The 21,773-nt window shown below is 35.5% G+C and carries 20 protein-coding genes and 1 other RNA gene; 13 read left to right on the top strand and 8 right to left on the bottom strand.

Features of this window, described 5'->3' with window-relative positions:
• The first annotated feature begins 35 nt into the window (after positions 1-35).
• Positions 36-560, top strand: coding sequence for a spore maturation protein (locus RTP52_RS16845; RefSeq protein WP_012201901.1), 525 nt, complete (start codon positions 36-38; stop codon positions 558-560).
• A 3-nt stretch (positions 561-563) separates the two neighbouring features.
• On the opposite strand, the gene ptsP is transcribed toward RTP52_RS16845, so the two are convergent.
• Positions 564-2,168, bottom strand: coding sequence for a phosphoenolpyruvate--protein phosphotransferase (gene ptsP / locus RTP52_RS16850; protein WP_312372626.1), 1,605 nt, complete (start codon positions 2,166-2,168; stop codon positions 564-566).
• Between the two features lie 100 nt (positions 2,169-2,268).
• On the opposite strand from ptsP, the gene RTP52_RS16855 reads away from it, so the two are divergent.
• On the top strand, positions 2,269-2,499 hold the full coding sequence (locus tag RTP52_RS16855; protein WP_312372627.1) for a hypothetical protein: 231 nt from the start codon (positions 2,269-2,271) through the stop codon (positions 2,497-2,499).
• A 161-nt stretch (positions 2,500-2,660) separates the two neighbouring features.
• Here the strand turns inward: RTP52_RS16855 and RTP52_RS16860 are convergent, their stop codons facing one another.
• The 3 genes from RTP52_RS16860 to RTP52_RS16870 all read right to left on the bottom strand — a co-directional run bounded on the left by RTP52_RS16860 (position 2,661) and on the right by RTP52_RS16870 (position 4,600).
• A complete protein-coding gene (locus tag RTP52_RS16860; RefSeq protein WP_312100189.1) occupies positions 2,661-3,275 on the bottom strand; it encodes an ABC-2 transporter permease in 615 nt (204 codons plus the stop codon).
• An 84-nt stretch (positions 3,276-3,359) separates the two neighbouring features.
• Entirely contained in the window at positions 3,360-4,223 is an 864-nt protein-coding gene (locus tag RTP52_RS16865) for an ABC transporter ATP-binding protein (RefSeq protein WP_312100188.1), read from the bottom strand.
• A gap of 2 nt (positions 4,224-4,225) precedes the next feature.
• Positions 4,226-4,600 carry a GntR family transcriptional regulator gene (locus tag RTP52_RS16870; protein ID WP_312100186.1) on the bottom strand — a complete coding sequence of 125 codons (375 nt, stop codon included), beginning with the start codon at positions 4,598-4,600 and terminating at the stop codon, positions 4,226-4,228.
• 473 nt (positions 4,601-5,073) lie between these two features.
• Between RTP52_RS16870 and RTP52_RS16875 the strand changes: the two genes are divergently transcribed.
• The 7 genes from RTP52_RS16875 (at position 5,074) to RTP52_RS16905 (ending at position 11,061) form a co-directional block, all read left to right on the top strand.
• The gene (locus RTP52_RS16875) at positions 5,074-5,361 is read left to right on the top strand and encodes a hypothetical protein (protein WP_312100184.1); all 288 of its coding nucleotides are present in this window, start codon (positions 5,074-5,076) and stop codon (positions 5,359-5,361) included.
• Positions 5,362-5,476: 115 nt separating this feature from the next.
• Positions 5,477-6,373: a 1-phosphofructokinase gene (pfkB, locus tag RTP52_RS16880; RefSeq protein WP_312100208.1), complete on the top strand. Its 897-nt coding sequence runs from the start codon at positions 5,477-5,479 to the stop codon at positions 6,371-6,373.
• A gap of 207 nt (positions 6,374-6,580) precedes the next feature.
• Positions 6,581-7,363 (top strand): TatD family hydrolase, encoded by a 783-nt coding sequence (locus RTP52_RS16885; protein ID WP_312372629.1) that lies wholly within the window; start codon positions 6,581-6,583, stop codon positions 7,361-7,363.
• A 126-nt stretch (positions 7,364-7,489) separates the two neighbouring features.
• On the top strand, positions 7,490-8,362 hold the full coding sequence (gene rsmA, locus RTP52_RS16890; RefSeq protein ID WP_312372631.1) for a 16S rRNA (adenine(1518)-N(6)/adenine(1519)-N(6))-dimethyltransferase RsmA: 873 nt from the start codon (positions 7,490-7,492) through the stop codon (positions 8,360-8,362).
• A gap of 29 nt (positions 8,363-8,391) precedes the next feature.
• Positions 8,392-9,324 (top strand): GNAT family N-acetyltransferase, encoded by a 933-nt coding sequence (locus RTP52_RS16895; RefSeq protein ID WP_312100179.1) that lies wholly within the window; start codon positions 8,392-8,394, stop codon positions 9,322-9,324.
• A 134-nt stretch (positions 9,325-9,458) separates the two neighbouring features.
• Positions 9,459-10,145, top strand: a complete 687-nt coding sequence (locus tag RTP52_RS16900; protein WP_312372632.1) for a TetR/AcrR family transcriptional regulator — start codon at positions 9,459-9,461, stop codon at positions 10,143-10,145.
• Between the two features lie 13 nt (positions 10,146-10,158).
• Positions 10,159-11,061 carry an alpha/beta fold hydrolase gene (locus tag RTP52_RS16905; RefSeq protein WP_312372633.1) on the top strand — a complete coding sequence of 301 codons (903 nt, stop codon included), beginning with the start codon at positions 10,159-10,161 and terminating at the stop codon, positions 11,059-11,061.
• A 293-nt stretch (positions 11,062-11,354) separates the two neighbouring features.
• Here RTP52_RS16905 and RTP52_RS16910 read toward each other — a convergent pair whose 3' ends face one another.
• Complete coding sequence (locus RTP52_RS16910) at positions 11,355-13,196, bottom strand: ABC-F family ATP-binding cassette domain-containing protein (RefSeq protein ID WP_312100176.1); 1,842 nt, start codon at positions 13,194-13,196, stop codon at positions 11,355-11,357.
• A 264-nt stretch (positions 13,197-13,460) separates the two neighbouring features.
• On the opposite strand from RTP52_RS16910, the gene RTP52_RS16915 reads away from it, so the two are divergent.
• Complete coding sequence (locus RTP52_RS16915) at positions 13,461-14,870, top strand: DUF6128 domain-containing protein (RefSeq protein WP_312100175.1); 1,410 nt, start codon at positions 13,461-13,463, stop codon at positions 14,868-14,870.
• A gap of 184 nt (positions 14,871-15,054) precedes the next feature.
• Here RTP52_RS16915 and RTP52_RS16920 read toward each other — a convergent pair whose 3' ends face one another.
• The 3 genes from RTP52_RS16920 to tadA form a co-directional block, all read right to left on the bottom strand.
• Positions 15,055-15,606, bottom strand: a complete 552-nt coding sequence (locus tag RTP52_RS16920; protein WP_312372634.1) for a GNAT family N-acetyltransferase — start codon at positions 15,604-15,606, stop codon at positions 15,055-15,057.
• Positions 15,607-15,723: 117 nt separating this feature from the next.
• Complete coding sequence (locus tag RTP52_RS16925; RefSeq protein ID WP_312372635.1) at positions 15,724-16,422, bottom strand: anaerobic ribonucleoside-triphosphate reductase activating protein; 699 nt, start codon at positions 16,420-16,422, stop codon at positions 15,724-15,726.
• Positions 16,419-16,904, bottom strand: coding sequence for a tRNA adenosine(34) deaminase TadA (tadA, locus tag RTP52_RS16930; protein WP_312372636.1), 486 nt, complete (start codon positions 16,902-16,904; stop codon positions 16,419-16,421). Before tadA ends, RTP52_RS16925 begins: the two co-directional genes overlap by 4 nt.
• Positions 16,905-17,358: 454 nt before the next feature.
• On the opposite strand from tadA, the gene RTP52_RS16935 reads away from it, so the two are divergent.
• The 3 genes from RTP52_RS16935 to RTP52_RS16945 all read left to right on the top strand — a co-directional run bounded on the left by RTP52_RS16935 (position 17,359) and on the right by RTP52_RS16945 (position 21,737).
• Positions 17,359-18,636: an LCP family protein gene (locus tag RTP52_RS16935; RefSeq protein ID WP_312372638.1), complete on the top strand. Its 1,278-nt coding sequence runs from the start codon at positions 17,359-17,361 to the stop codon at positions 18,634-18,636.
• Between the two features lie 265 nt (positions 18,637-18,901).
• An RNA gene (gene ffs / locus RTP52_RS16940) (signal recognition particle sRNA large type) lies at positions 18,902-19,163 on the top strand.
• Positions 19,164-19,421: 258 nt separating this feature from the next.
• On the top strand, positions 19,422-21,737 hold the full coding sequence (locus tag RTP52_RS16945) for a hypothetical protein (protein ID WP_312372640.1): 2,316 nt from the start codon (positions 19,422-19,424) through the stop codon (positions 21,735-21,737).
• Positions 21,738-21,773 lie beyond the last annotated feature (36 nt).

Genomic DNA, 21,773 nt, shown 5'->3' on the forward strand with positions numbered 1-21,773 from the left:
ATTAACAACAAAAAGTAGAAATGGAGGTAATAACAATGAAGTTTGTAGTCTACCTATCGGATTATATTATACCACTACTTTTCTTTTATATCATCGGTATGGGAATTCTCATGAAAAGACCGGTTTACGACGATTTTATAAAAGGAGCAAAAGAGGGATTTCAAGTGGTACTTGGAATTATGCCAACGCTCATTGGGTTAATGGTTGCTATTGGAATCCTACGGGCTTCTGGTGTGTTGTTATTGATATCCAATGCTCTCGATGGGGTCACTTCTGTATTTCACTTCCCATCAGAAATTGTTCCTCTTGTAATTATTAAGATGTTTTCTTCTTCTGCAGCAACAAGTCTATTGCTTGATTTATTCAAAGAGTTCGGTCCAGACTCTTATATTGGTAGATTAAGTAGTATTATTATGAGCTGTACCGAAACGATCTTCTACACAATGGCGGTGTATTATATGACTGCTGGAGTCAAGAAAACAAGATACACATTAGCTGGCGCCCTAGTAGCTACATTAGCTGGAGTTATTATTAGTACTTTATTTATGGGGTTAATGTAATTATCATGATTGGTTGCGGATACAACGCTTAATAGGATTATATCGGGCGATAGCTACACTAAATTCTTCAAAACCAAGAGTTAAAAGCGTGTTAATAGCGGTTGTATTACCTGCCAGTTCACCGCAAATACATACAGGTATATGATTCTCTTTTCCTGCTTTTAATGTCATAGATAGTGCAGATTTTAACGCACTTGGTAACAGTTCATAGCGATTACCAACGGAAGGATTTGTTCTATCAATAGCAAAAAGATACTGTGTCAAATCATTGGTTCCGATACTAAAAAAATCGCAATGCTTTGCTAGAACGTCAGCATCTAGTACGGCAGCTGGAGTTTCTATCATAATTCCTATTGGTATTTTGGAGGAAATGGACACTCCCTCCTGTAACAGTTCTTCCTTACATATTGCAAGTATTTGCTTCGCAAGAATGAGTTCAGTTACATCTGCTATCATCGGAAATAGGATTCTTAAATTTCCGCGAACACTAGCTTTTAGTAAAGCACGTAGTTGTGGCTTCCACAGTTCTTCGCGGTCTAAGTAAATTCTAATTCCACGGTAGCCTAAAAAAGGATTATTTTCTGCTGGAAGAGGATAGTAAGGAAGCGTTTTATCTCCACCAATATCTAAGGTACGTATCGTAACTTCTCCATCAGCAAGTAACAATATATCTTTATAAGCTTGATATTGTTCCTGCTCGGAAGGTAAGTTATTTCGATTTAGATAGAGAAATTCACTACGGAACAAGCCAATATGTTGGCATCCAATTTGACGTAATTTTGTTACTTCCTCAAAGTTCATCACATTTCCAGATAGCTTGATAGGGTTCCCCGCCAAAGTTATTACTGGTAGTGATATGAGATTAGCCTCCTCCTCTTTTAAAGCAAGAAATTCTCTTAATTTAGTTTGATATTCTTCTTTTTGATTCAAAGTAGGATTTTGTATGATATCTGTTTCATAGGCATCTAAAATAAGCTCTTCTCCATTTGTAAATTGTGGGAGGAGCTCTTTTGCTGCTACAATTGCAGGGATTTCAAGACTTTTTGCAATCAAAGCAATATGACTATTACTGCTTCCTTGCCCTAAGATAAGTCCTTTTATTAAGTTAATGGGAATCGCTAATGTTTCTGAGGGGGATAAGTCATCCGCGATTATGATGGATGGTCTGGTCAAATTTTCAAAGGGTCTGGAAGATACTCCTTGTAAATGAGATAAAAGGAGCTCCCTGACTTCAATGATATCGGTAACACGCTCTTTTAGGTAAGGATCCTCCGATTGTTCAAAGAGAGTGAGATAATCCTGATAGCTTTCATAGACTGCAAGCTCTGCATTGCTTCGTTTTTCGCTTATCGCAAACTTTACCTGTTTCATGATAGAATCGTCACGAACAAGCTCTGCTTGGGCTGCAAGAATACAGGTACTGTCATGTAAGGCTAGTAATTGACTTGATACTTCTTCTACCGAAGATAGATATCTTTGGTATTCCGAAGAAAGTTGATTCTCTAATAAAAGATGTTTTGGAATGGTGAGGAGCTTTTCTGTTACAACATATGCTTGTCCTATCGCTATTCCTTCAAAAGCGGATATACCACCGTGTAATTTATTCATAGTAGCCTCCATTTTGGTTATATATTGATTATTGTATTGGTACATTCGTTATTTCTATGGTTGTTCTATCAAATGATGCGTTTATTAACGTAGGCATTAATTGCTTATAAAAATGAAAAAGTTATTCATGACAAAGGATGTTCGTGGAGCACGCTTTTACCTTGTTTGGCATTACCTTTTATTTTTTTATTCTACCACAAATTCAATTGGAAGAAAAGGGAAGCAACTAGTATTAGATCGAGAAGAGCTCGTACTGATAACTTTGTTTTTAAGTGCAGAAGAGTTATTATTTTCTTATGAAGAGAAAAAAGATTATGGAGTGATATCCTAGGTATATGGAAAGAGAATGGAGTAAGACATGAAAAAAGTAGATTGCAGTAAGTATAAAAAGACAACGGCTAAACAAAAAGCGGATAAAAGGAATATCCAAGGATAAATTAGCCAAGGTTATTACTTTTAATCCGCTTTTATTATAGATCATAAAGCCACTATCTAATATTCCTTCTTTTCTACAATGGATACGCTAATTAAAATAGAGATGATGAGTAAAGCAATAGCGAGAAATGGTAGGAAACGTACTAGTTTTAAAAGAAATTCCTCACTAGGAAGCGGAACATTTGCTTTACTAAGGATGACAATCAGTACGGTCGGAATACCAAAGAGTCCAATTATAATAAATCTGCTTTTCTCAACTCCAAACTTAAAGTTAAAAGGGATATTGATTGATATAAAAAGTATACCAATTGATAAAGAACTAACTATAGTAACAAGACTTTCTGCGGTAATACTCTTATCTATAAGTAGTGAGAGGGCAAGACACAGAACTCCGGTAATACCGATTGCGAGTATGCTTATTAGATATTTACTATACACTAACTGCTTTCGTGTAACTGGCATCGTAATTGCGTATTTATTCCACTGAGAACGGTCATCATAAGCAAGAGAAGTCATGGGGACAAAGACACTAAAAAGCGTTACCATATAAGCAAACATACTATAATAACTTGGTTCTGCGAAACTTAAAGCCCCATAGAATATAGCAAAAAATATAATGATGATAAGTTGTTTTTTTAATGTAAAAAGGTCTTTTTTTATTAATCCTAACATAGTAACCTCATTTCTGGCGCTCTAGCGCCTTTTTATAAAGATAGCTATATCTTTGATGGCAGAAATCGTTGTTTTAAAATAAACCTATCGTTTTCCTTTGATATAGAAAAGCATAATATCTTCAATCGTAGCTGGATCTACAACATATTGCTTATTCATTGCAATTATCTTGTTTATCAGTTGTTTTTTAACAAGAGCTTCAATACCAAATTGATTTTTGCGGTATCCAATTACAGCTTCTTTCGTAATATGAGTGAAATCAGATTCGGAACATTTTAGGATTCCATAGGTTTCCAGTAAATTATCTTTCGGCTCTGAAATTAGGATATGGCCATCGTGTATTAGACAAATATAGTCACAAATCTTCTCCAAATCGCTGATAATGTGAGAAGAGATAAGGATGGAGTTTGTCTCGTCTTGTATGAATTCTAAGAAAACATCAAGGATTTCATCTCGTACTATAGGATCCAATCCGCTGGTAGCTTCATCAAGAATTAACAATTTCACATGATGAGATAAGGCACATGCGATAGATAATTTCATTCGCATTCCTCTAGAATAATCCTTAATGCTTTTGGTTTCAGGCAATTTAAATTTCTTTGCATATTGATAAAAGATAGAAGAATCCCATTGTTTATAAATACCCTTCATTACTTGATCTACATTTTTAAGGTTCAAAACTTCTGGAAAACAACAGTCATCGAAAACGACACCAATACGTTCTTTTGTCTTGGCAGAAATCTTAAGATTGTCTTCGCCTAATACGGTAATACTTCCTTCATCCCGTTTGATCGTATCTAAAATTAATTTTATAGTTGTACTTTTTCCTGCACCATTCTCACCAACAAACCCTAAAATAGAGCCTTTTGGAAGTCTAAGATTAATGTGGTCTAAGGTAAAATCAGAATATTTCTTCGTCACATTATTAAGTTCCAACGCATATTCCATAGCTATTCTCCTTTATAAAGATAGGTTAATAAATCAATCATTTCTGGCAGAGTAACACCGGCAAGAGTGGCAGCTTCTACTGCTTGTTGCAGATGCTCCTCCATACTTCGTAGATGCTCCTCTTTGATAAATTCAATATTTTTACCGGCAACAAAACTACCTTTACCGGTCATGGAGACGATAAAGCCTTCTCTTTCTAATTCCTCATACGCGCGCTTTGTAGTGATGACACTAATCCTTAATTCCTTGGCTAAAAGTCTCATCGAAGGAAGGGCGTCCCCTTCTTTTAATTCACCGGTGATGATGAGATTTTTTATCTGGGAAGTGATTTGATCATAGATTGGCTGGCCACTTGAATTACTAATGTTTATGTTCATGCTTCCTCTCCTTGTTTCTTTACCACATTATGAGCTTTGAAATGATAAATAAAATACTTACTGTAAATGCAATAACAATCAGAAGATGTGTAGTAATTATTGATAAAAAGTGCAATAATGCAAAGTCTGACATCGAAACAAGCATCTAGTTTCAATGATATAGCTTATCAATTAGTATTCTTAAATTTCTAATAAAGGTCATTTTTAGTATCGTTTATCGATTTTCATAATATGATTTTAGTTACTATAATATATATATTGTATATATTGATTATATACACTTTTTTTAATATTACAAGAGGGAAAATAAAAAAATAAAAAATAATTATACGAGGAAGTAGCGAAACGAATTCCGTGTATCCGCTTTGACTCGGTAAGGTTAGCCTAATAAATTTTCTGTAATAAGGAGAACTATGGAAGAAATCGTGATATAATTGAATCATTGAATATGAAATAAGGAGAAATATAACTTAATGGAACGGATAGAAAAGTTAGTGTTACTTATCAATCAAAAATTAGATTTCTTAAATTCTGATAATACCATAAGGGCAACCTATCAGGAGGAAATAAAAACGATATCTATTGGAGATGTTACCAATGGAAGGGTACTTCGTATTCCCATAGAGAATGAATATTTTTTAAGTTTCCCGATTCTCCTTGAGCTTGAAGTAAAGCAACTGTTAAGTATTTTTAATGAAGAAGATCAAAAAAGAATAGAACATGCAATTGAGTTTCAGAAAACTTCATTTTTATTATGCTAAGCTATAAAAAGGTAAGGTTATTAGATAAAGTTTTTCACACAGTGAATTTCTATGCAATTCACTGTACAGATATTATGCCTGCAGACGTAGGCTATGGAAAGGCATGGTTATTAATATGATTTATACTGTGACATGGAATCCAGCACTTGATTACATACTTCACGTGGATAATCTCACGAAGGGGAAAATTCAGCGAACCAAAAAAGAGGAACTATACCCTGGTGGAAAAGGAATCAATGTATCTCTGGTTTTATCAGAGTTTGGAATTGATAATATAGCTATAGGCTTTTTAGCCGGATTTACCGGAAGAGAGATTGAGCGATTGCTGAAGGAAAAAGGATGCGAGACAAAGTTCATTTATACAAAGGATGGGATGTCTCGAATCAATGTTAAAATACGTGATAGCGAAGAAACAGATATAAATACAAGTGGGCCAGTGATAGCAAAAGAAAATATCGATGAGATGATGAATACACTATCAAACCTTAAAGAAGGTGATTTTTTAGTACTTGCAGGGAGTATTCCGGCGACATTAAGTAGTAATACTTATGAGGTGATTCTAGAAAGTCTAGCTTTAAAAGGTGTCAAGACAGTCGTGGATGCAGAAGGAGAGCTTTTACGAAAAGTGTTACCGTATCATCCATTTTTAATAAAGCCGAATGAAGAAGAGCTTAATGGGCTATTTTCAGTTAACATAACGAAGAGAGAAGAAGTTATTTATTACGCAGAAAAACTTCAAGAACTTGGTGCAAGAAATGTTTTGGTGTCCCTTGGTGCAAAAGGGGCTATTTTTCTAACAGAACAAAAAGAAATCTATCAAATTGAGGCAGTAAAAGGAGAGGTAAGAAATACTGTGGGCGCAGGGGATTCTATGTTAGCTGGATTTCTCGCAGGGTATATAAAAACAGGAAATTATCAAAAAGCATTTGAGCTATCTGTACAAACAGGAAGTGCAAGTGCATTTAGTGATTGGCTACCAACGAAGGAGTTATATCCTCAAATATTCATATAATTTTATTGCATGCTATAGGATAACCTAAAAAAGTGTATCGACAAATAAAGGATAAGCCCTTATAATTATAGGCATTCTAATAAAATATGATTGCAGTAATTTTTATATAAAGATCGAAACAAAGAATCTTATCTTAACAAAAGTTTTGTGTCTACGCTGCAACCACAGACTTGGATGCGCAAAATGCAGCGCAGGAATGAGGTAAAAATGATATTTGATACACATGCTCATTATGATGATGAAGCATTTGATTTAGATAGAGAAGAAATATTAAATAATTTAAAGAACGAAGGAATTATAAATGTTGTCAATATTGGAGCTAGCTTAGAAAGCTCCAAATCTTCGATTGCACTTGCAAAGAAATTTGATTTTGTGCATGCCGCAGTTGGTGTACATCCTGACCAGACAAAAGAGTTAAATGAGGAAAATTTTAATAGTCTTTGTGAGATGGCTAAGGAAGAGAAAGTGGTTGCAATCGGTGAAATCGGTCTAGACTATTACTGGGATGCTACAGACAGAGAAATACAAAAATTTTGGTTTAAAAAGCAGTTACACCTAGCAATGGAGGAAAAACTTCCAGTGATTATTCACAGTAGAGATGCAGCAGCAGATACGCTTGAGATGATGAAGGAAGCAGTTGCCTATGCAAAAGAACGGAATAAAACCTTAACCGGAATCATACATTGCTTTTCCTACGGAACAGAAATTGCGGATTATTATCTGAAACAGGGATTTTACCTTGGTATTGGCGGAGTGGTAACTTTTAAGAATGGTAGAAAGCTAAAGGAAGTTGTAGAGATGGCTCCATTAACGAGTCTTGTATTAGAAACAGACTGCCCTTATCTATCACCGGTGCCTTATCGAGGAAAGCGAAACTATTCCGGTTATTTATCTCATGTGGTAGAGGAAATTGCACTCATTAAGAATGTAAGTGTTGAAGAAGTAATTAGACAGACAACGGAAAATGCACGTAAAGTATATCAGATGTAATAGTAGAGCCTAAGGTAGAGTCTTAATAGCCAGGTTCAATTTTACAGTTATGAGATTACAAGTGAAGCTTGCATTTACGAAACTTAAGAATGTAAGCTATAAAGTCAGAAGGAAAGAGGAAATTAAATGGCATATTTGGGAGATCCAAAACAGACAATTGAAGTGCTAAATAAATATCGTTTCATATTTCAAAAAAAGTTTGGACAGAACTTCTTAATTGATACTCATGTACTGGAGAAAATTATTCGTTCCGCTGAGATCACAAAGGATGATCTAGTACTTGAAATTGGACCAGGTATTGGTACAATGACGCAGTATTTATGTGAAAATGCGAGAGAAGTAGTAGCAGTAGAGATTGATAAGAACCTGATACCAATATTAGAGCAGGATACACTAACTTCCTACGATAATGTTACGATTATTAATGAGGATATCTTAAAAGTAGATATTAATCAGATTGTGAACGAGAAGAATGGTGGTAAGCCAATCAAGGTGGTTGCAAATCTACCTTACTATATAACAACTCCAATTATTATGGGTTTATTTGAAGCACATGTTCCAATTGATAATATTACAGTTATGGTACAAAAAGAAGTTGCAGACCGTATGCAATCTGGTCCAGGAAGTAAGGATTATGGTGCTTTGTCATTAGCGGTACAGTATTATGCGGATCCATATATTGTTGCAAATGTACCACCTAACTGCTTTATGCCACGTCCTAATGTAGGTTCTGCTGTGATTCGTTTAACCCTTCATCAGGACTCACCAGTTAAGGTAAAGAATGAAAATTTACTGTTCCGATTAATTCGAGCTTCTTTTAATCAGAGAAGAAAGACGTTAGCAAATGGTTTAAATAATTCACCGGAAATCTCGCTATCAAAAGAATTGATTAGTGAGGCAATTGAAGAGCTTGGTGTTGTGGCTACGATTCGTGGAGAAGCACTTACTTTAGAACAGTTTGCGAAATTAGCGGATATTATTGATGAAAAAATAAAATAGGTGTGCTTACATTGGATTGGAGGATATCTGTGAAAGTTAAATTCTTATGTCGTTTACAAAATCGTCATAAGCAACAGATTTATAACCTACTTACCTTAGACAGTGAAGATAGAGTAACAGAAGATATGGTAGCTGGCGTACAGGTATATGAAGAATTTGGCTTGCCACCATTTGCTCTTCTTTATGAAGGGGAAATGGTAGTAGGTTTTTTTGTATTGCTCTGCGTGGAAGAGGATAGTGACGGAGAACTTGTTGCAGAGGGAAGAGTTTATATTAGTGAAAATGAGAAAACATATGCTGAGTATCTAATACAGAGCATTAAGGAAGAATACGAAGAGTTAAAACATCTATCATTACTTAGTGATGAGGACGTTCCTTCCCTAACTGGTTACCCTCATTATGCGGAATACTTTATGCGTCTTTCAAGAGGAGGCAACGATCAGGCAAGTATCGCAAATATATCCAACTCTATGGATACTGAGGTTTCTAAAACCAAAACAAGGATAGAAGAGAATAATAATCATAGCAATGAGGAAAAGGGTAGGGTGTCATTCTTGGTTGAGCCAATGGATCGATCACAGGAAGAAGAGGTACAATTTTATCTTGAAACATTAAAAGATATCTTTTCAATGAGTGATGAAGTTGCTACAGGGCATCTAGAGGAGTGTTTAGAAGATAGTGACTTTAAGTTATATATAGTGAAATTAGATAAAAAGATCATTGGTACATGCAGCGCCTATATTGGTACTAAATCAGATACTATCTTTGATATTGCGATAAGTAAAACCGAACAGGGGAAGGGTTATGGAAGATTGTTGTTAGCAAAGTTTCTAGAGATGCTAAATAGCCCGCTAAAAGATATCATCCTTCAGGTTAGTACAAAAAGTGAAGCTGCATTTCATCTCTATGAAGAGTTTGGGTTTCATATAGAGCAAAAATTATTGTTTTATGTGGTATGGTAAGAGTATTACGGTAGATATATAGGGTGTTTTAATATGAACAGTGTTGTGATAAACAAGACATCGTTATTTTGTTGACTTGTTTATTTTATAATATTATAATTGACTTAAAATTAAGTCAAAAAGGATGTGATGATATGCCACGGACAGTAGAACAAAATACTATAGTTAGAGAGACACGAAAAAAACAGATACTTGAAGCTGCACTTACTATATACGTACGTTTGGGATACTATGGTACTGATATGGATACGGTGGCAGCAGAGGCTGGGCTTGCCAAAGGTTTGGTGTATTACTATTACAAAACGAAAAAGGATTTGTTTATAGAACTTTTTGAATGGATGTTTCAGGAAGGAGAGGACTTTTCTAATTCGATCCTTGAAAAGACGGAAAGCATGGATGCATTGGAGCAACTAATGTACTATGTGTACGCTGTATTTGGAGCGAATAAGAAAAATCCTCGTATGATGCAGTTTTTTATGAGAGTACCATTCGACGCATATGCAGTATTTAGTAAGAACCAGCGGATTGAAGGAGCACTAAAGTCTGATCTGCATCGATTAGCGTTAACTAAAATCATAGAAAAAGGTATGGAACAGAAATTAATACCGATTATGAATCCTAGCAGCGCTGCTAATAGTTTTTGGACAGTTTTTGTTGCTAATCTATTTGAATATTCAAGGCTCATATTAGGAACACAGGAAACACCAAAGAATGAGGAAAAGGCATTGAGAGATGTTGTACAATTTTGTTTTCAGGGATTAGGGATCGAATATAAAGTCTGGAATTTTTATTTAGAGAAGATAGTTTCTATGGAGAAATAAGGAGGTATCCTATATGAAGGTTTATCGTAGTTCGAAGGCTCAGAATAATATTTTGAATACCTATGATAAGTTAATTTCAAAGTGGAATGTTAGGGTGGATGAAATAGACATTCCGACTACTTATGGTAACACACATATAATCATGTGCGGAGATAAAACGAAACCACCATTAGTACTCTTTCATGGTGTTGGGGATGATTCAGCTCTTATGTGGATCTTTAATGCAAAGGCTTTAAGCGAACAGTTCAGAGTATATGCTGTGGATACGCTTGGTGGTCCGGGTAAGAGTTCTTTAGGAGAGGGTTATAAGAACTTTGATGATGTAGTATGGATTGATAAAGTGTTAGAGGGTTTAAAGCTAAAGAAGGCGTCCTTTATGGGAGTTTCTCATGGCGGATATTTAGTACAGCTATTTACATTACATAGGCCTGAAAAGGTTGAAAAGGCAATATGCTTATCGGCAGCGGTTCCAATTGGAGAGAGTGGGAGCCCTATGAAGACGATGATGAAGATTTTCTTACCAGAGGCTTTATTTCCAACGAAAAACAACGTCAAAAAGTTGCTAAAGAAAATGTCTGGAACAAACTATTCCGTATTTACAGAGGATAATCTTATTATGGAACACTATACTTCCCTGCTTAGAGGCTTTAATAATATGGCGATGAAATATCATAAAGTGAGGTCCTTTTCTGAGGATGAGGTAAATAAAATAAGGGATAAAGTATTCTATCTGGTTGGGACGGAAGATCCTTTTGAACAAATGGGAGGGGCGTTAGCACTGAGACGGTATCATATGAATGCCAAATTTTATGATGGTGTTGGGCATGGGATTAATCATGAAATATCGAATGAAATCAATCAAATGGTAGTGAAAATTTTAAAGGGAGAGATTACGGATTTAAGGAATGTGAAATAATGCAAGGCTTAATATAGAAAAGGAGTCCTAATTGTAGGAGTAATTATTACCTTATCAAAGTGTAGTGATATCATTCATATTGGTACGCTTTACTAAGGTAACTCATAAGGCATCTTATAAGGTGACTCATAACAAAAGAAAAATCCAAGGGAAAGCTTATGCTTACCTTGGATTTTTCTTGTTCATGATAAGGAAAAGTTCGAGTGGAGTGCTCTTCCGTGCATATGATGATTTATATTTTACTGACCGACTTGATGTAGATTAGAGAAGTTCTCAAGGCGTTTTTTTAACCTTTACCCCTTACTATTCTGCTCTTTTATTTTATCAGCTAAATCCTGTAAATAAAGATAGCGTTCCATCTTTTCTTCTAACTGAAGTTCTACTTCCTCTTTTTCTTTCATGAGAGCATCTAATTTAGAGTACTCAGAGGCAGAAGTTGCAATGGCATCATCAAGATTAGATATCTTTTGTTCTAGCTCTTCAATATCAGCTTCAATGGTATCAAATTCTCTCTGTTCATTGTAGCTAAACTTTAACTTCTTTTCTGTAGTTCGTGATGATTTCTGGTTTGTATTGTCCACAGAAGAGTTGGATGAATTACTGCTATTGTTGATAGAGGTCTCATTTTCTCTTTGTGATTGTGGATAACGTTCTTTCAGTGTATCCTTATAATCAGAGTAATTTCCTTCATACTGGCGAATTATGCTATTTTCTTCAAAAGCAAAGATACGAGTTGCAATCTTATCAAGAAAATAACGGTCATGGGATACTGTGATTACAATTCCTTGAAAACTAGAAAGATAATCTTCTAGAATCGTTAGGGTTTTAATGTCTAAGTCGTTGGTTGGCTCATCTAGAACAAGAACATTTGGAGCATCCATTAATATCTTTAACAGATAGAGACGACGTTTTTCACCACCACTTAACTTAGAAATCAACTGATGTTGCATCGAACCAGTAAAGAGGAATTTTTCACACATCTGGGATGCTGTAATGGTTCCGTCTGTAGTTTGAATAAAATCAGCAGTTGCACGGATGTAATCTAGTACCTTTTGATTTTCATCCATATATTCATTTTCCTGAGAAAAATATCCTAGTTTTACGGTTGTCCCCATGACTACCGAACCACTGTCAGGCTCAATTGTTTGAGTTAAGATACGAAGTAGCGTGGATTTTCCACAGCCATTTGGTCCAACAATTCCAATATAATCTCCCGGTAAAAAGATATAGGAAAAATCGTTAATTAGAGTTCGGTCTTCATAAGATTTACAGATGTTTTCAAGCTCTATTGTTTTCTTTCCTAAGCGAGAGGCAATAGAAGACATCTCTACGGACTGATCTACTTCTATTTTCTTACGATCACGAAGATCCTCGAAACGTGAAATATGAGCTTTTTGTTTGGTAGATCGGGCTCTTGCACCACGCATCATCCACTCAAGCTCTACACGGTAAAGGCTCTTATTCTTTCTTTCTGTAGCAAGATCCATATCCTCGCGCTCTGCCTTTAACTCCAAAAACTTTGAGTAATTAGCGGTATAGGAATAAAGTTTACTTTTATCTAATTCCACAATACGGTTGGTAACACGGTCAAGAAAATAACGGTCATGGGTTATCATAATAAAAGCCCCACGGAACTTACTTAAGTAATCTTCAAGCCACTCAGTCATGGCACTATCTAAATGGTTCGTAGGCTCATCTAGCACTAAGATGTCTGCTTCGGTTAGCAAGGTACGAACAAGTGCAATACGTTTCTTCTGACCACCAGAAAGATAGGTGGTTTTTTGATCACAGTCTTCAATACCAAGCTTTAGCAGCATGGCCTTTGCTTCTCCAGCAAGATTTCGATATTCTTCTTTGGCTGTCTTTCCTTCAATCGCGTTTTCAAGAATTGTAAGTGATTCATCGAATTGTGGGGTTTGAGGCAGATATTCAATTCTTACTTGCTTACCTTTGGTTATAGTACCTTCATCTGGTTCTTCTATTCCAGCAATTAACTTTAAAAGCGTTGATTTACCGGTACCATTGATACCAATTACGCCAATTCTATCATTTTCATTAATTCCTAGACTTACCTTATCAAACAGCATACGTTCGGTGTAACTTTTGCTGATATTTTCCATGGTTAATAAATTCATTGACTACTCCGTTCTAGCACGTTTTGTGCGAATGCCAGGTTTATATTATGCTAAGAATGACTTAGATTCTTAATAACTAGACACATTTTACACTATATGTAATATAAACGCAATGGTAGGGCATTGTTAGTGATACTTGTTTTAAGTAAGCATATTTTTTGTCATAGTACAATAGGTTATCACATATATTAGGATAAGACGGGCTCATCATAAATATTCTGGATGAAAGGGCAAGAACGGTAGTGAAAAGAAAAGGGGTGCAGTATGACCAATTACAAACGCTTTGTATCGTATTTTTATCAATATGATTCGGGAAGAAAAAATAACAATACTGGATATGCGAGAATAGAAACTAGCGATGAAATGTGTAAGGTTTCTCTAAATTGTAACCTTAGAACAATTGCTGGTCGAGTGTGTAGAGTATACTTCGTAAAAAGAAACCGGGATCAGACAGAAGGCATAATAGCTGGAACTGCAATCACGAAGGCAGATGGAGTAGAAGCTAGAGTTACGATGCCAAGAGGAGTTATAGAGGATACGAAGGTACGTTTCTACGAGATCACAGGTATCGTTGTTTGCTTTTCTAAGGATAATTATTTTGTTACAGAATGGGATGATATCCCGATTACATATCATCAGGTAGCCTCTTTTGAGGATAAACTTTTAAGTGCTCGAGAAGAAAATGAAAAGGTTGAATCAAAAAAACAACCTTCTGTTGTTGAGATTGTGGATACCAAGACAGAGAAGGTAATTGAGGTTCTACCAGAAAGCTCAAATCTAGTAAGTAGCACAAAGAATGAGGAGAAGGAAAAGCTAGAAAAAGTAATCGACCAAGAAAATGAAGCTTTAAAAATAGATAATGTAGCAAAATTTAATGAAAAAGATATGGTCATAGAGGATGGTTTAGAAATAAAAGAGCAAGTAACAGATACGATAGCAAGAGTTGATAATACTGAAGTAGTACTGGATAATACAGAAATAACCTTTGACAATGTTTTAGAAAATATAGAAGACACCGTGGAAAAATCCGCAGTAATGAAGGATGATGTAGTGCAAGAAGAAACGGTAGTTGAAGAGGGTAGCGTAACGCAAGAAAAGGTTGTAGAGGAAATAGAGAAGGAGATAATTGACGAAAGAGAAGAAGTAAACAAAGAGGAAGAATTTATGGTATCCTCTATCGAAGCAGCTCAAGTAGGGGATTGCCTAGAAGAGGATGAATTGGCACTTGATGATACGGATGAGTTAGTAAATGATTGTAATACTACACCCAGTATGTCCGAGAAGGAAGGCTGGTGCGACCACCCGTCGGCAAGATCCATTATGGATCGTTTTCCTCATATGTATCCTTTCGATGACGGAGAAATAACCGAATGTGTTCGTATTGAACCAAAAGATCTTGGGTCACTACCTATGGATGCCTGGGTTCTCGGTAATAATAGCTTTTTACTTCATTCCTTTAGTACTTATCGTCATCTTCTTTTTGCAAAAAAGATGTCAAGAGAAGGAATTTACTATATGATTATGGTACCAGGTGCTTATAACGTAAGGGAGAAACATATGGCTGGAATGTTTGGTTTTAAAGATTTCAAATGTTCTAGAAGACGTAAATTAAGAGATGGAGATTTCGGATACTGGTATGCCTATATCGATTATAGTAATACTAGTACTATCTAAAGAATAGTTATAAGCGAGTAGCGTAAGCGGATTGCGAATATCCGCTTTGACTGGAAGTTTCACATTACTTTTATCAGAATAGGGGGGTCACTTTGAAGTGAACCCCCTATTCTGATGTTTATAAATGGTATTTTATAAAACTCTGTGATTCATTGCAAATAAGTAAATGATGAACTTGGCTTCATTAAATATCGGTATAAATTAGTGAATATTTGAGATGGTCTTCTCTCTTTCCACAGATCTCGAAACCTCCTCGTGTAATTCCTTCTAGATGAAAGTTCAATTTCTCAATGAGATGAATGGAGGGGAGGTTATTTTTCATGATGTCCGCTTCTATTCGATATAGATTATAATCATGAAAGATTCTTGGTATTAGAAAGGATATAGCTTCTGTCGCATAGCCTTTATGTAGCTTGGAGGAGGCTAATTTATAGCCTATCTTGCAGGAATTATCAGGGTTTTTGTGTATGTTATAAAAGTTTACAGAACCAATAATCTTATGAGTATTACTTTTTTCAAATAGATAATATCGAACGGCCTGGTTATTTAAGAATAATTGTTGCTCTGCAGCGAGAACGAAACGCTGGTGATTAGAGGTATAAAAATTATTAGGTCGAAGTGGCTCCCAAGGTTCAAAATGAGAACGGTTAATTAGATAAAAATTGAGAACAGATGGAGCCCAACTTGGATCTAGATTTTTTAATATAAGATGCTCGGTATAATATATTGAGTCCAAAAAACGCCTCCTTGAAACAAAAATATACTTGAAAACATTCCTATTCAGAAAACCGGAAGTTTGTGCCGAGGACGACGCAGGCACAAACTTCTGTGCGAAAGAAATCGAAGGTTTCTTTCACACTTCAATCCCGCGTAAGGATGCATTAGGTAGATAGAGTCTTGCTATCTCAAGTAATTCAGTCAGTTCCTGTTTATTATAGCCGGTAAGATTAGTACCGATTAAGTCACCGGAGTCAACAAACGCTTGTAGATAATAAGGGGATGCCCCTTCAAGCCACTTACCAATTTCCTCAAAATCTTTTTTGGTATGTAGTTCTTTTACAACAGTAGTTCGAAACTCATAAGGTATCAATCCTTCTTTTAGAAGATTCACTGATTCTTCTATGATATTCATGTTAAGAGTTTCAATTCCGCAAGTTTTTGCATAGCTTTCTTTGCTATTTTTAATATCCATTGCTACCATATCGATGGTATGTTCTTCGATTAGTTGACGTATGAGCTTTGGATAAGTACCATTCGTGTCTAACTTTACGAAATACCCCATTGATTTTACTTTGCGAATAAAGTCAATAAGGTCTGATTGCAACGTTGGTTCGCCTCCAGAGATACAGATTCCTTCTAATATATGTTTACGAGAGGATAGAAAATTTAGAATCTCTTCTTCACTATATTGTGGAGTTTCTTTAGGAGAAATGACAAGAGAGGCATTTTGGCAAAATGGGCATTGAAAATTACAGCCCATAGTAAATATCGTACAGGCAAGATGTCCGGGGTAATCTAAAAGCGTTAGTTTTTGTAAGCCGCTGATTTTCATAGTAATCTCCTTTCCTTTTCCTTCTTTTTTTGTTCACGAAGTAGGACAAAAAAGTCTTGCAATAGTTTCGTACATTCCTCTTGCATAACACCTGTTTCTAGTTCTACCTGATGATTAAATTGCTCCATTTGTAATAAGTTAAGAATGGAACCGGCACAACCAGCCTTCGGATTCATAGAACCGATAACAACACGATCCATTCGTGATTGAACAATAGCACCAGAGCACATTTGACAAGGTTCTAGAGTTACGTACATTGTACAACCTTCCAAACGCCAATCGTTAAGATATTTTGAGGCTTTCTCTATTGCAAGTATCTCAGCGTGAGCGAGCGCGGTTTTTTTTGTATTTCTCTTGTTATAACCTCGAGCAATAATTTTATTATTATAAACGATAACACAACCAATTGGTACTTCCCCAATTAAGGCGGCCTTTTTTGCCTGAGCTATCGCAGCTTTCATATATTTTATTTTCTCATCCATTTTTTTAGTCTCCTTATAGCAACTAGAATTTATGCTTATTTTACATAGGATGTATGGATTATGAAATCTACCTGAATTATAAAAATCCATGTAAATTACAGAGGAACATCTCTATCATTATAGCATTTTACTGTAGAAGTACAAGGCTATATAACCGTGCGCCCTGCATGGGCGCAATTCAATCCACGTAAATAAATGGGTAGAAGTAAGTGAAGCAATCCGTGTTCTTTGGAGGAAGAGATAGAAACAATGGCGAGATAAACAGAGAGATAAGTATAGAATACATAGTGATTTGCATCTGTAATAAATTTATAAGATTTTAAACATTCATTTGACACATTCTGGTAATAAATTAATGTTTATAATAAAAAGAATATGGGTATGATACAAAAGTTAGTGATATAAGGTCTAAGGGAATATCTAAATTCCAACAAATCTAACGGAGGATTAAGTTATGAAGAATTGGGTTTTTAATCATAAGAAAACTGAAGAATCAAATGACTTATCGGAGGAAGAAGGATCAAATGACTTATCGGAGGAAGAAGGATCAAATGACTTATTGAAGGAAGGGCCAAATGGTTTATTAGAGGAAGAACCAAATGACATATCCGGAGAAGATTCAATTTATTTCAAATGGAAGAAAAAATACCGTCGTTTTTTAGTAGGTTCCTTGGTAATTGTTTGTATAGGAATCGTATCTTTTGCCGTTGGAACTCGGTCAGGACGAGGAATTTTTTATAATTTAGCTGGCTTATTTCTGCATGATGCTATGGACACTTCACCAGAAGTTCTTCAACCATTAGTAACGCCTTACCCAGAAGATGATGTGAATCCCGATGATCTGGTTGATCTCTTTCCAGAGTCAGAGATTACAGAAGGATCGGATAAAAATATTGTACCAAGAATTGAAGAGGGTGTAGAGAACTTTCTTTTAGTTGGAATTGAAGAAATCAGAGGAAATAGGAATACAGACAGTATAATAATCGCTTCAATTAATAAAAATAGCAAGGAAATTACACTAGTGTCATTACTTCGTGATACGTATATTGAACGTGAGAATCGAGCTAAAAAATTAAACGCCTATTATGCAGCCGGAGGAATGAATTCACTCATCAGTGTAATTGAGGAAAATTATCGTATTAAAATAGACGGTTATGCTTATGTAAACTTTGAGGCATTTGAGAAAGTTGTTGATGAATTAGGTGGAGTTGATATAGAGCTGGGAGCAAAAGAAGCTGCTTATTTAAATGTAAAAAATTATATTTCAAATCCTGCCAATCGTACTGTAAAAGCTGGAATGAATCATCTTAACGGTAACCAAGCACTCGGCTATTCCAGAGTTAGAAAGGTTGAAACTTTAGGTGGAGTGAATGACGATTATGGAAGAACCTTAAGACAGCGTCGTTTACTAACTGCTATATTTGATAAATATAAAAAGAAAAATATATTTGACTTATTATCTATCACATCAAAATGTCTTTCTTATGTAAAGTCAAATGTTACTAGTGGGCAAATATCAAATACAATAGAATTTATTGTTGAGGATGGAATAACAACCTTAAATTCAGAACGTTTCCCTTATAATGGATTGTTTGAGGATCCTTCTGAGTATAATGGTATTACTTATCCTATTCTTCCTAACTGGGAAGAAAATATAGTTCGCTTGTATCAAGATTTATATAAAGACACGGAAGAGGAAGCAAGGGCTGCGTATTTAGCTACTGAGAATTAGTCTAAGGTTTTTATTTTGTGTTATTTCTAGTGGGATATCCCTTGAGACAATTACTTAAATTTTTTGCATTCATAATAGAAATAGCCATAATTTGAAAGTTTACTTCATAGGGATAACTATTGACAAGTAAGAAAAAACAAAGTATACTAAACCTTACCTCACACAAAGCTTACGTTTTGTGTCTGGTGTATGAATAGTATCCAACTGTGGATACTGCTTATAAGGTAGCAATGAGACCACTGGTCTTTTTATTGTTATAAAGTTTCCGTGCAGCCGGGGAGATAGCGGTGCCCTGTACCTGCAATCCGCTACAGCAGGGGTGATGTCTTGCCTAGGATAACTTATTGCATAGCTGCCCTTTATAAGTGATGTTGACGTTTGGGTCTTACGCAATGAAAATTTGTGAACCGTGTCAGGGCAGGAATGCAGCAGCACTAAGCAAAACCTTTCGTGTGCCGTGAGGGTGCCTGGACCGAGTTAACTGTAAAGGTAACGTTTGTGGTAATTATTCGAAGCAAGGCGCACGGATTAATAAATACATGACTAATTATCCATATACATTAATAAAAAATATGCCGATATAGAAGAAGTATAGCCTACTTTTTATATCGGTTTTTTTGTTTCTATTTTCCGATTTTCGATAAAAAGAGAAAATATACTTTCCCATTATACTAAATTCGATTATAATAGATGAGTGGAACATCTTGGTTTTGGGGTTTGAGAGACAAATTATAAATCAAGGATGGGCAGGGTTATAATTACACGAAAGCAAGGAGGCGCAGCATTTGTTATTAAAACCAAATACGGTCAATCAATTATTAAAAAACACCGTTATTTTCCAAGAACAAGAGGAAGTAACTTACATATGCATGGTGCTAAAAGGTCGAATAACTGCGATTAATCATGGGAGCCGCATTGTCCTGACGCAGGGGTGTATGTTTGGCATTCATGATTTATTTTTAGGTAGATATTTAAGTAATTATGTAGCATCAGAGGACGCGGTTATTTATCCTTTCCCGGTAAGTGGAGTGGATTCCCTTCATGAAATTTTTGCGTTCAATAAAGATTATCAAGGTGTTATAATTTATTCCCTTTGCTACTATATCAGGGAACTAAGTCAGGTATTAGAGGAGATTAGTCGATGTGATGAGTCCCTCTTTGACTATTTAAAGGATGAATATTCCTATTATGTTAATGCGGGTCATAGTAGTAAGCTTCCTGTATATGCTATACCAAAAATTGAAGAATTAGAAGGTTATAATTCAGAGGTTGAATTTAATCATAGAGAAGCAGATTTCTTCTGTGAATGTTCCAATTTACCACTTGCTGCGGTAAAGACATTTTATGGACACAGTGAAAGCATGACGATGGCACATGTCGAGGATGCGTGCGCTATTCTTGCTAATCTTACGCTAAATTGCCAAGAGGTTAATGTTCACCTTGAGGACACCTTTAAACTTCTTATGAACAATAGTGAAATGTGTCTCTTTAAAAGAACAATAGCACTTTATCAGGACTTCAAGAAGGATGGTCTCGTTAATCAAGAATTAATGCGTCGGATTGATAATATGGTAGATCGTATTAATTCTGTAGATAAAATATTATCGCTATATACAAATCATAGTGTAACGCTGGAACGTAAAGAATTTGAAGAATTATATTTAAGTCTAGTTGTAGAAACTGAACCAGAGGAAACTACAAATAATGATACTGCAGATATTAAAGCAATGGTAGATTCTTTACATGGTTCGATGCGACAGATATTCAATTTTGTTGAGCTAGAAAAAGAAAAAGTAATAGCATTTACAAAAGCGGTCGATTACTTTGTAAATGCAGAAGATCGTTTATCGCCAGACGATGAGATGAGATTAAAAAGAAGAGAAATTACAAAGCTATATTATGAAATTTATGAACGAGCTTTCTTAATTTCCTATAAAAAACAAAAAGCGATTCCGAAGGCAATTGAATTATTTTTAAGATATGGATTCGTAGATGAGCGCTTATTGACCGAACAGCAACTTCATAGCTTATGCAAACTAGATGCTGGAACAAATGAAGGGCCTTGTCGTATTTATACGTTGTATGAATGGCTTAGCTTAATTATGCAAGGAAAAAGAGAACCATCCAAAAGCGAATTCGACTTAGAATATGTGGATCATCTTAGAGCACTGCGTAAAAAGGGAGAAATCACAGAGAGTGTAGAGAAAGAGCTTCTCGTCGATGTGGATAAGAAACTTCATTATGAAGTTACGAATATGTTTGCCTATAATAATAAGTTATTAAATGGACAAATCTCTATTTTCATTCCTATCCTTTATAAAGAACAATTCTACAATGTCGTAGAGAGAGCAATGCTTACCAAGCAAAAAATTAATGACTCCTTTGAGAAGGTACTAGCAATTGATTATTCTGCCTTCCACCGTGAGTCCCTCTATGTCAATGCGGAAGCAGGTATTGAGAAAGAATATATTATGAAACAAGTGCTTCCAGAGATTATTATCCTACCAGTCGCTGGTTCAAATGGTTCTATGTGGCAGGAGATTAGTATTAAGAGAAGAAATAATCCGGGTCGTTTTTTATTTCCACAGTTTATCGATTCCAATTTGGATGATATTATGATAAAATTGTTTGCACGATTCCGTTGGGAATTATGCAGATGTATTCAAGGAACTGCTTGGAATGATTTAAAACATAAGTCCCTTACTTCAGAATATGTAGATTATATTCAATTCTACCGCAGAAATCATGATTTATCTGAGGAGCGGAAAGAAAAGTTAAAACTACAGATTCAAAAGGGAAGAAATAATACAAGAGAGATATTTGTAATTGATTATGAGGCATGGATTAAAGGGGAGGCTTCTGGTGCCATTCGACTAAATAAAGTGGCAAGAGATCTTCTCGCTACGTATTGTCCATTCTCTAAAGAGATACGAGAGAAACTGGCTACGCAACCGCTGTTTGTGGAGGCGTTTGCTAGGTATCAACGTAACACTACTAAGAAGATTAGAGAATTAGAACTTCGTTTCCATGCATTAACTAAAGAAAAAATCGAGTTGACAAAGGAATTAGAGGACACGATGTCCTTTTACCGAGAACTTTAATATTTACTGCCCCAGTGGTTTTTCTGTGTAATCGCT

Origin of the sequence: Lachnoclostridium sp. (assembly GCF_031997925.1) — a bacterium.
Taxonomy (GTDB): Bacteria; Bacillota; Clostridia; order Lachnospirales; family Lachnospiraceae; genus Lachnoclostridium.